The organism is Kumtagia ephedrae (assembly GCF_003012745.1).
Lineage (GTDB): Bacteria > Pseudomonadota > Alphaproteobacteria > Rhizobiales > Rhizobiaceae > Kumtagia > Kumtagia ephedrae.
Window position 1 is genome coordinate 1 of sequence record NZ_PXYK01000055.1, and the last position, 11,489, is coordinate 11,489.

The window sequence follows — 11,489 nt, forward strand, 5'->3', positions numbered from 1 at the left end:
AGTCTCGACAACCAGAAGGTAGACGGAAAATCCCCGTCTCTCGGGGCATGCGCCTGCGGCATTTCGATTCACCAATAACTTTCCCCGGACAGCCCTGCCCTTGAGGGGAGGGGTTAGGGGTGGGGGTAGCTCCATATGCGATTCCCCTGCATCCGTATGGGCGTGACGGCAGCGGACGAATGCGGCCGCACGCGGCCTGCCGCCGCCCGCTACTGGCGGACCGGAGGCGGAACCGCCTGCGCGCCGAGGCGGGTCATATCGGCCTTCTCGCCCTGGCCGGAACGCTCCGGCACGCTGAACACCTGACCCGGCAGGATCAGGTCGGGATCGCGGATCTGGTTCTGGTTGGCGAGGTAGATGGTCGAATAGCGCGTGCCGTAGCCGTAGACGCGGCGCGAGATGCGCCACAGCGTATCGCCGCGCCGGATGATGACGGCGCCGTCGACGCTCTGCAGCTTCGGAGCCAAGGCCTCCGTCGGCGCGGCGGAAGGCTGGCCGGACTGCTCGGCCGGGTCGGCGGCGACAGCCGGCTGCTCCGGCGCCTGCGGCTGCGCGGGGGCAGGCGCTTGCGGAGCGGTTTCAGCCGCCGTGCCGGCAGCCGGCGCGGTCTCGGCCGGAGTGGCGGCGGGCGCCTGAGGCTGCACCGTCCCGGTCTGCGCGGCCTGCTCGCTCGCGGCCGCAGCGGCAGGCTTGTCGCCGGGCTTGGCCTCGGCGGCCGGGGCCTGCTCGGCCCGCGGCACATGCGGCGCCACGGCGGCGATGTTCTCGCCGGCCTCGCGCTCGAACGGCACGGCGGCGCGCGCCAGGACCTTGGAACCGTTCGGCTCGAGCGCATCGACGCGGATGATGTAGTCGCCGACCGGCAGGTCGCGCTCGGCCTCGACCAGGAAGCGGCCGGCAGGCGAGGCCGTCGTCTGGCCGAGCAAGGTCTCGTTGGCATAGGCGCGCAGCAGCCGGCCGGGATCGGCCGAGCCGGCGACGAAGATTCGCCGCCGCTCGATCTCCACCGCCTCGACGGCGACGCGCGGCTCGCCGGCGGCCTGTTCGACGGGAGGCTGGGCCGGGGCGGGCTTGGGCGCGGCGGCCACCTGTTCGCCGGCCGGAGCGGCCGGCTTTTCCTCGGCCGGTGCAGCTTCGCTGGTGGCAGGTTTGTCCCCGGCCGCGGCGGGTTGGTCCTCGGTGACAGCCGGCTTCCCGTCGGGTGCCAAGAGCTTGGCGGGGGGCTGCTCCTCCGCCGGCCTGGCTGCCGTCGCGGGCTTGGCCGTCGTATCGGATGTTCCGGCAGCGGGTGCCGCGGGCGCTTCGGCATTCGGCTGCCGCGGCTTGGGAACGGTGATCAGCTCGGCGGGTTTTCCCGGCGCCTCGACCAGCGCCAGCACCTGTCCGTCCGGCGCCTCCGGGACGGAAACCACGGCCGTCTCGGTCGAGGTCGCCACGACATTGCCGGGCGCGGTGGAGCGCAGCACGATCTGGTAGTTGCCGGGTTTCAGCGGCTGGTCGACCGCGATGGCGAAGTCGCCGTCGGGCCCCGCAACCGCGCTGCCGATGACACGCGAGCCGATGACCGCCTCGACCCGGGCCTGCGGCGCGGCGCGGCCGGCGATCACGATGGAGCCGTCGCCCTGCACGCGCACCAGGTCGAAGGAGGGAACCTGCACTTCCGGCTGCGGCGCGGCAGCCTCGGCCGGCGGCGTAGCAGCAGCCGGCGCGGCGGCCTTCTCCTGCGGCGCGTCGGCCGGCGGCAGCGCCGCGACCTTGGGCGTCGTCTGCGCCGGCGCTTCCGCTGCCGGCGGATTGAGATAGGGGTCGAACACGCCCGCCACATAGGCCGTCGTCGCGGCCGCAGCCGATCCTCCCGCCAGAAACAGGAGCACCTTGATCGGAGTCACCATAGTCCCGTGCCCATTAGCCAATTAAGGGGGGTCTAGCGTGTTTTGACGGCACCGACAAGGAAATGCCCCATTGTTCCCTTGACCGGCGCGGGCGACATACTAACCAATCACAGCATGAACACGATTCGATCCGTCTGCGTCTACTGCGGTTCCTCGCCCGGCCGCAGCGAAGTGTATCTGAAGGCGGGGCGCACGCTCGGCCGCTCGCTGGCGCAGGCCGGGCTTCGGCTGATCTACGGCGGCGGCACCAAGGGCATCATGGGCGCCGTCGCCGACGGGGCGCTCCGGGCCGGCGGCAAGGTGACCGGCATCATACCGCGCTTCCTGCTCAACCGCGAGGCGACCGAGGCGGGCCTCGACCGGCTCGACGAGCTGATCGTCACCGAGAACATGCATGAGCGCAAGCACAGGATGTTCGAGCAGTCCGACGCTTTCGTGGCGCTGCCGGGCGGCATCGGCACGGTCGAGGAGATCGTCGAGATCATGACCTGGGCGCAGCTCGGCCACCACCGCAAGCCCATCGTCTTCGCCAATATCGAGGGCTTCTGGGCACCGATGCTGGCGCTGATGGACCATATGCGCGCCGAGGGCTTCATCCACACCGGGCACCTGGTGCAGCCGCTGGTGATCGACAAGGTCGAGGCGATCGTGCCGGGTATCCTGGTCGAGGGTGCCGGCGTCGATGCGCCGACCGACGGCGTGCAGGCGGTGATCGACAAGATGTGAGCCGTCCGTTGCGCTGGATCGCGCGTCCGGCGAAGAATCCAACAGAAGGCCTTGTCTTGAGATGGCCGATCCCGTCAAACACCCGGAATTTCAGAAGCTCATCGATTATCTGATCCGAGTTCCGTCCGTGCACTCGAATACCACGCCTTCCCGTGGGTTCGGATGTGGATCCAACGAGCACGTCTGGTGGGTCAAATTCTCCATCGATATTGACCATTCGTTCGCTTGGAACGCCGTTCAGGAACTTGGACACGTCCTCAACTATCTCTCCCTGACGGAGAAGCTCCCGACCGCTTTCATGCCGGTGTCCCCGCCACCGTACGCTAATGGCGGCCCTAGAGACTTTCTGAGCTGGGTCATCGAATGCCCAGTAGATACGATGACGCCAAACCTCGTTGCCGAGTGGCTCGATGGCCGACTGCCAAGACCGGTCGATGATCTCTCACAGTGGGCGTTGGACGATTGATGCGACAGTTGCGGCCGACGCCACGTCATCTTCACCAATCGTGATATACAAGGCGTCGTCGATCGGGACCTTCGCCATGGACGACATCGTAAAATCCCAGCCCGCACCGCTGTCCGGCCATGTGCCCGACGAGCACGGCCTGTTCTTCACCTACCGTTTTGATGCCGCCGGCTTCGCCGCGCAGGGCAGCCCCGACGGCGGCTGGTCGTGGCGCAGCTACGACATTGGCGACCTGCGCGCCCGCAAGGAGATCGCCGCCGAGGCCGCCCTGCCCGCGCCGGTGCGCGACGCCTTCCTGTCGTCCGGCCATGCCTGCCACATCGACCTCGAGGACGGCTGGCTCCATGGCGACCTGCCCGACCTGCGGCACGATTATTCCAACGAGGCGCGCGGCCTCGGCCATTTCCGCTTCGCCTTCAACGAACGGATGCTGATCGGCGCGCGCAAGCAGCCGCTGCGCTCGGTCGACGCCGTGCGCGCCAAGATCGACGGCCGCGCGCGGCCGTTCCGCTCGCCGGCCGAGCTGATCGAGGCGGTGATGAGCCAGTCGCTCGACGGCATGGCCAGGGAGCTTGCCGGCCTCGGCGAGCAGCTCGACGGCATCGAGGACCGCATCGTCTGCGATTCCTGGCACAATGAGCGCCAGTCGCTCGTCGAGGTCCGCCGCAAGCTCGTGGTCATCCACCGCCAGATGGCGACGCTGACCAGCCTGTTCCGCCATCTCGACCAGTCGCATCACGACGACCTGCCGCCGGCGATGGCCGACATGGCGGCGCGGCTGTCGCACCAGTCCTTCGCGCTCAACCACGACAGCGAGCAGTTGCAGGGCCGCGCCAGGCTGCTGCAGGACGAGCTGATGGCCAAGCTGACGGCGCAGACCAACCGGCTGCTCTACCTGCTGTCGGTCATGACCGCCGTGCTTTTGCCGATGACCATCATCTCCGGCCTGTTCGGCATGAATGTCGGCGGCCTGCCGTTCCTCAACGAGACCGCCGGCTTCTGGATCGTCACGCTGCTGTCGCTCACCGTCGCGGGGACGACGCTGTATCTGGTGCGAAGACTGGGCGACGGGAGGTAGAGGGGCTGGTCGCTCCGCGGCTCTGGTGGGTCTTTCGAGGCTCGCCCGACAAGCGGCCGCTACGCCGTCGCCCGAAAATCCTCGACGATCTCGCCGGCAGCACGGGTCTCCGCCTCGTGGTCGGGCTCGCGCCAGGTCTCGGCAAGGCCGGCGGCATACCAGTCGCGCATGGCCGGCAGGTCGAGCAGACGGGCCGGGTAGTCCGCCGCCGCGCCATCGAACACGAGCCCGTAGGACTGGGCGCGGAAGGCGACTGGCGCGAAGAAGGCCTCCACGGCGGTGAAGGCCGGGCCGGCGAGGAACGGCCCGCCGAAGCGCGCAAGGCCGTCGTTCCAGAGGTCGGAGAGGCGGAAGAGATCCTGCTTCAGCGCCGCCGACTTCTCCTTCGGGCGGACGCGCACGCCGCAATTCATCGGGCAGTCGTTGCGCAGCGCGGTGAAGCTGGAATGCATCTCGGCGGCGGCCGAGCGCGCCCAGGCGCGCGCCTTCGCGTCCTCGGGCCACACGCCGGGATGGCGCTCGGCCAGATATTCGACGATCGCCAGCGAATCCCATACCGGCCAGCCGTCGTCGGTCAGGCAGGGCACGCGGCCGTTCGGCGAGAATGCGCGGAACAGCGTGAAGCTGGACCCCGTCGGGAATTCGACCTGGTGCTCCTCGAACGGGATGCCGAGCACACGCATCAGCACCCATGGCCGCAGCGACCAGGACGAATAGTTCTTGTTGGCGATGTGCAGCGTGTACATGGCTTCCCCTCAACCCTGCCCTTTGTCCTGCCGGCCGAAAAACATCGACCACGAATAGATGGCGAGCGCCGCCCAGATCAGGCCGAAGGCCACCGCCTGCACCCCGCCGAACGGCTCGCCGAACACGAAGACGGCAATCAGCAGCACGATCGACGGGCCGATATACTGCATGATGCCGATGGTGGAGAAGCGCAGCAGCTTTGCGCCGAAGGCATAGAGCAGCAGCGGCGTCGCGGTGATGGGGCCGCATATCAGAAGCAGCGCGATGTCGCCCGGCTGCGAGGGCAGGAAATGGCCCTCGCCGTGCATCTGCAGCCAGAGGATGAAGCCCAGCGCCGGCAGGCAGAGGATCAGCACTTCGAGGAAAAACCCCTGGCTGGGGCCGATCGGCAGCGTCTTGCGCAGATAGCCGTAGACGGCGAAGGTGAGCGCCAGCGCCAGCGACACCCAGGGCAGGCCGCCCGCCTGGACGGTGAGGATGGCGACCGCCAGCACCGCCAGCCCGACCGCGACGAGCTGCGCCCGGCTCAGCTTCTCGCCGAGCAGCACCGCGCCCATCACCACGCTGACCAGCGGGTTGATGTAATAGCCGAGCGCCGTCTCGACGGCGCGGTCGGCGGCGATCGCCCAGACATAGATGCCCCAGTTGACGGTGATCAGCGCCGCCGTCACCGCCGCCATGATCAGAGTGCGAGGCGAGCGCAGCGCCGCCTTCAGGTCGGCGGTGCGGCCGAGCAGCAGCAGCACGACGCCGGCGATCGGCACCGACCAGACGATGCGGTGCGCCACCACCTCGTCGGCGGGGATATGCGCCAGCATCTTCATGAAGATCGGCTGGACGCCCCAGAAGCTGTAGGCGGCGAGCGCGAAGAAGAAGCCGCGCTGGGCGGCGTGGCGGTCCTGTGCCGGAGCTTCTACGGTCATGGGCGCCCCTATGCGCCCATGCGGCGGTCGGCACCATCCAAAAATTGTGATGGACCGCTGCAATTCCGGTGATGGACCAGAGTCTGTCGATATTCAGGCCAGAACGGGCTGCAAATGGAGTTTTTCTACGCTTCCGGTGCTCATGTACCTATTCGTACACTCCGCTCCGGTTCTCGAAAAACACCATTTTCGCCTCGTTCCGACCTGAATCTCGACAGACCCAAGCCCGCTACTCCGCCGCCACCAGCCCGGCCATGTCGCGGTTCTTCATCAGCTTGAAGACGATCGAATCCATCAGCGCCTGGAAGGAGGCGTCGATGATGTTCTCCGACACGCCGACCGTCCACCAGCGCGCGCCGGTGGAATCGTGCGATTCGACCAGCACGCGGGTGATCGCCTCAGTACCGCCGTTGAGGATACGCACCTTGAAGTCGGCGAGTTCCAGATCGGCGATCTCGTGCTGGTATTTGCCGAGATCCTTGCGCAGCGCTATGTCGAGCGCGTTGACCGGGCCATGGCCCTCGGCCACCGACATCTTCTCCTCGCCGTCGATGGTCACCCTGACGATCGCCTCCGACACGGTCTTCAGATTGCCGTTGGCGTCGTAGCGGCGCTCGACCATGCAGCGGAACGAAGCGACGCTGAAGAACTCCGGCAGGCCATGCAATATCTTGCGCGCCAGAAGCTCGAAGCTGGCGTCGGCGCCCTCATAGGCATAACCCTCCGCCTCGCGCTCCTTGACCAGTGCGATCAGCGAATCCAGGCGGTGGTCGGCGCGCGGCACCTCGATGCCGCGGCGCTTCAGCTCGGCGATGAAGTTGGCCTTGCCGCCCTGGTCGGACACCATGACCTTGCGGCGGTTGCCGACCGCCTCCGGCGGCACGTGCTCGTAGGTCTTGGGGTCCTTGACCAGCGCCGAGGCGTGGATGCCGGCCTTGGTGGCGAAGGCCGAAGCGCCGACATAGGGCGCCTGCGCCTCCGGCGCGCGGTTGAGCAGTTCGTCGAAATTGCGCGACAGCCGCGAGATGCCGGCCAGCGCCTCGGCCGAGATGCCGGTCTCGAACCGGTCGGCATAGGCGGGCTTCAGCATCAGCGTCGGGATCAGCGTCACCAGGTTGGCGTTGCCGCAGCGCTCGCCGATGCCGTTCAGCGTGCCCTGGATCTGGCGCACGCCCGCCTCCACGGCGGCCAGCGAGTTGGCCACCGCCTGGCCGGTGTCGTCATGGGCGTGGATGCCGAGGTTTTCGCCGGGAATGCCGGCAGCGATCACTTTTGCGACGATGTCGCGGATTTCCGAGGGCTGCGTACCGCCATTGGTGTCGCACAGCACCACCCAGCGCGCGCCGGCCTGAAGCGCGGTCTTGGCGCAGGCCAATGCATAGTCGGCATTGGCCTTGAAGCCGTCGAAGAAATGCTCGCAGTCGACCATGGCCTCCTTGGCCGAAGCGCGCGCGGCCTCGACCGAAGCACGGATGGCGTCGAGGTTCTCCTCGTTGGTGCAGCCGAGCGCCAGCCGCACGTGATAGTCCCAGCTTTTTGCGACGAAGCAGATGGCGTCAGACTTGGCCTGCAGCAGTGCCGCGAGGCCGGGATCGTTGGAGGCCGACACGCCGGCGCGCTTGGTCATGCCGAAGGCGACGAACTTCGCCCTCGCCGTGCGCTTGTCGGCGAAGAAGGCGGTGTCGGTCGGATTGGCGCCGGGATAGCCGCCCTCGACATAGTCGATGCCGAACTGGTCGAGCATGGCGGAGATGGCGATCTTGTCCTCGACGGAAAAGTCGATGCCCGGCGTCTGCTGGCCGTCGCGCAGCGTGGTGTCGAAGAGGGTGAGGCGGTGGCGGTTCATTGCAGTTTTCCGACGGTAGGCGCCCCTTCGCACCCCCCTCTGCCCTGCCGGACATCTCCCCCGCAAGGGGGGAGATCAGCCGGCCGGTTTGCTTTCGCCAATCGCCAGCGTTGCAGGACAGTCGCCAGGGTAGAAGCAGCCGATCTCCCCCCTTGCGGGGGAGATGTCCGGCAGGACAGAGGGGGGTGCGAAGGGGCGAGAGATGTCATGATGTCCTGCCGGCAAACCTGTCCGTCGCGTCGATCAGCCGGTCGAGGATGCCGGGCTCGGAGAAGGCATGGCCGGCGCCCTCGATCAGGAAGAACTCCGCATCCGGCCAGGCCTTGTGCAAAGCCCAGGCATATTTCGCCGGGCACGGCATGTCGTAGCGGCCGTGCACGATGACGCCGGGAATGCCTGCGAGCTTGTGCGCATCGCGCAGCAGCTGCCCCTCCTCCAGCCAGCCGGCATGCACGAAATAGTGGTTCTCGATGCGGGCGAAGGCCAACGCGAAATCGTCCTCGCCGAACTTGTCGCTGGTCTCGGGCTCCGGCAGCAGCGTGATCGTCTCGCCTTCCCACAGGCTCCAGGCGCGCGCCGCCTCGATCTGCGCCTTGCGGTCGGTGCCGGTCAATCGCCTGCGGTAGGCCGCCATCATGTCGCCGCGCTCGACCTCGGGGATCGGCGCGACGAAGCGCTCCCATTTGTCCGGGAACATTTCCGAGACGCCGAACTGATAATACCAGGCGAGCTCGGCCTTGGTCAGCGTGTAGATGCCGCGCACCACCAGCTCGCTCACCCGCTCCGGATGCGTCTCGGCATAGGCGAGCGCCAGCGTGGAGCCCCACGAGCCGCCGAACACCAGCCAGCTTTCGAAGCCGAACAGTTGTCGCAGCCGCTCGATGTCGGCAACGAGGTGCCAGGTGGTGTTGGCCTCCAGCGAGGCGTTCGGCGTGGACTTGCCGCAGCCGCGCTGGTCGAACAGGACCACGTCGTAAAGTGCCGGATCGAACAGGCGGCGATGCTTTGGCGAGATGGTGCCGCCCGGTCCGCCATGCAAAAACACCGCCGGCTTGGCGCCCCTGGTGCCGACACGCTCCCAGTAGACGGTGTGGCCGTCGCCGACGTCGAGAAGACCGGTCTCGAAAGGCTCGATCTCGGGATAGAGGCTACGCACCGCTTCGCTCACAGCTTCAGTCCGTGTTCGGGCCACACCGGCGTCTCGTGGTCGGGATGCTGGAAGGAGATGATCTGCTCCTGCCGCATGTAGTAGCCGGGGTCGTCATGCACCGGCGCCTCGAATATCTTGTCCACCCAGGGCAGCCGCGCGGCATGGTTCACCTGGATCTTTGGCGCCAGATCCGAGCGGTCGTCGAAGGTGCCGATGGCGATCTCCAGCCCGTCGGGATGGCGATAGGTCATCGGCGTGCCGCAGCGCTGGCAGAAGCCGCGGTCGATGTTCACCGACGAGCGGAAATAGCTCGGCTCCTCGCGCACCCATTCGACGCCGTCCTTGGGCGCCGTCACCAGTGCCGAGAAGAACGATCCGAACTGTTTCTGGCACATGCGGCAATGGCAGATGGAAGCTCGGCCGAGCTCGCCGCGGATGCGGTAGCGCACGGCGCCGCACTGGCAGCCGCCGGTTCGAACGGTGTCGGTCATGGTCTTGCCTCCGTCTTCGAGGTTTCTGGGGGCCACTGGTCGGTGTCGTGGTCGGGATGCTGGCGATTGCTGCGCCGGATAGCCACTACCCAGTCGACATCCGGCCCGCCGCCCGTCTCGCCGTCGTCGCGCACCGACGTCAGCTCGGCAAACCAGGGCATGCGGCTCTGGATGCCGTCCTGCGACTTCGGCTTGTGGCGCTCGGGATGGTCGAGCGAGCCGATGGTGATCGCCATATGGCCGTGGTCGCCGATGTAGCAGAGCGGCGTGCCGCAGGCGGCGCAGAAACCGCGCTGGCCGGCGTCGGAGCTGCGAAACGTCGCCGGCCGGCCGCGCGTCCAGGTCACGTCCTTGGGTGAAATGGCGATCATGGCGGAAAACAGGTTTCCCATCGCCTTCTGGCACATGCGGCAGTGGCAGAGATAGGCGTCCTGGCCGGGGTCGGCGACGGCATAACGCACCGCGCCGCACTGGCAGCCGCCGGTAAGGGGAAGCGCGCTCATGGACGATCCTCCGGTGGCCAGCGGTCGGTGTCGTGGTCGGGATGCTGGTAGGAGACGAGATCGGCCAGGAACGGGGCCTCGCCGATGTCGGCCATCGTCTCCTCGCCGGGCAGGCCGGGAACGGCGTCGACATAGGGCAGCTTCGCCTCGGTGCCCCACTGCATCTTCGGCGCGATCTCCTCCGGCTTGTCGAAGGCGGCGATGGCGAGCGCCACGCCGTCCGGCGCCTCGTAGCTGAGCGGCGTGCCGCAGTCGCCGCAGAAGCCTCGCGAGGCATAATTCGACGAGCGGAATTTTTTCGGGGCGCCGCGCGTCCAGGTGAGTTTTGCGCCGCGCACCGAGACCAGCGGCAGGTAGAAATTGCCGGCCGCCTTCTGGCACATGCGGCAATGGCAGACCGAGGCGTCGCCGAGCGCGCCCTCGACGCGGAAGCGCACCGCGCCGCACTGGCAGCCGCCGGCATAGAGGGGCAGATTGTCGAGGCTCATCGCACTCACCCCTTCGCCGGCTCGAACTCGTGGCAAACGGCCTCGATGTTGTTGCCGTCCGGGTCGAGGACGAAGGCGCCGTAATAGTTGGGATGATAGTGCGGCCGCAGGCCCGGCGCGCCATTGTCCCTGCCCCCGGCGGCCAGTGCGGCCTGATGGAAGCCGTCGACCTCGGCTCTGCTGCGCGCTGAGAAGGCGATGTGCTGCCGGTCCTTCGGCTTGTCGCCCTGGTGCAGCCAGAAGGTCGGCCGCTCTCGGCCGTAGCCGCCGACCTTCACCCCGCCGGTGAACTCCTGCGGCACCGTCATGATCAGCGACGCGCCGAGCGGCGCCATCGCCTGGTCGTAGAAGGCTTTCGAGGCGTCGAAATCGGATACGGAAATGCCGGTGTGGTCGATCATGGGTCAATCTCCTCCGCTGGGACTGCCGCCAGCATAACATCGGTCGCGGCTTGCGGTTGATCCAGGCCGGCGGCGATGACGACATGCTGACAGACACCGTCGATATCGCGGAGGATGTCGTCGTTCCAGAAGCGCAGGACGGTCCAGCCGCGACCTTCGAGATAGGACGACCTCACTGCGTCCTTTGCCTGACTTTCTACTTCCCCGTGCTGGCTGCCATCCACTTCGACGATCAGGCGATGAGACGGGCAGGCGAAATCGACGATGTAGGGTCCGATCGGCACCTGCCGTTTGAAGCCAAGCCCCATCAAACGATGCGCGCGGATCTCGTTCCACAGCTTCAGCTCTGCGTCGGTCATGACACGGCGCATCGATTTGGCGTTGCGGCGCTGACGAGGCGGAACGAGTTCGTGACCCATCAGCGACGGCCTTCCGTCATTCCGCGCGTCGGCGCCTCAGGGGCAAAGCGGACAAGTCTTTCCCTTACCCGAGCGGACAGGCTGGCGGGACAGCACCCCCCTCTGTCCTGCCGGACATCTCCCCCGCAAGGGGGGAGATCAGCCTTCGCGTCGGCTTTCGCCAATCGCCAACGCTGGAGAAGGAGCGGTGGCCGCGAAGCTGCCAATCTCCCCCCTTGCGGGGGAGATGTCCGGCAGGACAGAGGGGGGTGCTGTCCCGCCGACCTGTCCACCGTGGCGCGCACCGCCCTCACCGCCTCACCTCCCACGTGGTGACGCGCTCGCCGGTGTTCGGGTCCTTGCCATCCTTGAGCTGGATG

The 11,489-nt window shown here is 67.4% G+C and carries 13 protein-coding genes; 3 read left to right on the forward strand and 10 right to left on the reverse strand.

Annotated elements, in window-relative coordinates:
* Positions 1-209: 209 nt before the first annotated feature.
* Positions 210-1,892 (reverse strand): LysM peptidoglycan-binding domain-containing protein, encoded by a 1,683-nt coding sequence (locus C7I84_RS28930; protein WP_106775675.1) that lies wholly within the window; start codon positions 1,890-1,892, stop codon positions 210-212.
* Positions 1,893-2,006: 114 nt separating this feature from the next.
* Between C7I84_RS28930 and C7I84_RS28935 the strand changes: the two genes are divergently transcribed.
* From C7I84_RS28935 to C7I84_RS28945, 3 genes are all read left to right on the forward strand, one after another.
* Positions 2,007-2,618: an LOG family protein gene (locus tag C7I84_RS28935; protein ID WP_106775686.1), complete on the forward strand. Its 612-nt coding sequence runs from the start codon at positions 2,007-2,009 to the stop codon at positions 2,616-2,618.
* Positions 2,619-2,679: 61 nt separating this feature from the next.
* Complete coding sequence (locus C7I84_RS28940) at positions 2,680-3,084, forward strand: hypothetical protein (protein WP_106775676.1); 405 nt, start codon at positions 2,680-2,682, stop codon at positions 3,082-3,084.
* Positions 3,085-3,160: 76 nt separating this feature from the next.
* On the forward strand, positions 3,161-4,162 hold the full coding sequence (locus C7I84_RS28945; RefSeq protein WP_106775687.1) for a transporter: 1,002 nt from the start codon (positions 3,161-3,163) through the stop codon (positions 4,160-4,162).
* A gap of 59 nt (positions 4,163-4,221) precedes the next feature.
* Here C7I84_RS28945 and C7I84_RS28950 read toward each other — a convergent pair whose 3' ends face one another.
* The 9 genes from C7I84_RS28950 to C7I84_RS28990 all read right to left on the reverse strand — a co-directional run bounded on the left by C7I84_RS28950 (position 4,222) and on the right by C7I84_RS28990 (position 11,130).
* The gene (locus tag C7I84_RS28950) at positions 4,222-4,908 is read right to left on the reverse strand and encodes a glutathione S-transferase family protein (protein ID WP_106775677.1); all 687 of its coding nucleotides are present in this window, start codon (positions 4,906-4,908) and stop codon (positions 4,222-4,224) included.
* A 9-nt stretch (positions 4,909-4,917) separates the two neighbouring features.
* Positions 4,918-5,832: an EamA family transporter RarD gene (gene rarD / locus C7I84_RS28955; RefSeq protein ID WP_106775678.1), complete on the reverse strand. Its 915-nt coding sequence runs from the start codon at positions 5,830-5,832 to the stop codon at positions 4,918-4,920.
* Positions 5,833-6,061: 229 nt separating this feature from the next.
* Entirely contained in the window at positions 6,062-7,678 is a 1,617-nt protein-coding gene (gene cimA / locus C7I84_RS28960) for a citramalate synthase (RefSeq protein ID WP_106775679.1), read from the reverse strand.
* A 205-nt stretch (positions 7,679-7,883) separates the two neighbouring features.
* Positions 7,884-8,846 carry a prolyl aminopeptidase gene (pip, locus tag C7I84_RS28965; protein ID WP_106775680.1) on the reverse strand — a complete coding sequence of 321 codons (963 nt, stop codon included), beginning with the start codon at positions 8,844-8,846 and terminating at the stop codon, positions 7,884-7,886.
* Positions 8,843-9,319 carry a GFA family protein gene (locus C7I84_RS28970; protein ID WP_106775681.1) on the reverse strand — a complete coding sequence of 159 codons (477 nt, stop codon included), beginning with the start codon at positions 9,317-9,319 and terminating at the stop codon, positions 8,843-8,845. Before C7I84_RS28970 ends, pip begins: the two co-directional genes overlap by 4 nt.
* Entirely contained in the window at positions 9,316-9,822 is a 507-nt protein-coding gene (locus tag C7I84_RS28975) for a GFA family protein (protein WP_106775682.1), read from the reverse strand. The genes C7I84_RS28970 and C7I84_RS28975 overlap by 4 nt, the downstream gene beginning before the upstream one ends.
* Complete coding sequence (locus tag C7I84_RS28980; protein WP_106775683.1) at positions 9,819-10,310, reverse strand: GFA family protein; 492 nt, start codon at positions 10,308-10,310, stop codon at positions 9,819-9,821. Before C7I84_RS28980 ends, C7I84_RS28975 begins: the two co-directional genes overlap by 4 nt.
* A gap of 5 nt (positions 10,311-10,315) precedes the next feature.
* Positions 10,316-10,711, reverse strand: a complete 396-nt coding sequence (locus C7I84_RS28985) for a VOC family protein (protein ID WP_106775684.1) — start codon at positions 10,709-10,711, stop codon at positions 10,316-10,318.
* Complete coding sequence (locus C7I84_RS28990) at positions 10,708-11,130, reverse strand: endonuclease domain-containing protein (protein WP_106775685.1); 423 nt, start codon at positions 11,128-11,130, stop codon at positions 10,708-10,710. Before C7I84_RS28990 ends, C7I84_RS28985 begins: the two co-directional genes overlap by 4 nt.
* Positions 11,131-11,489: the final 359 nt, after the last annotated feature.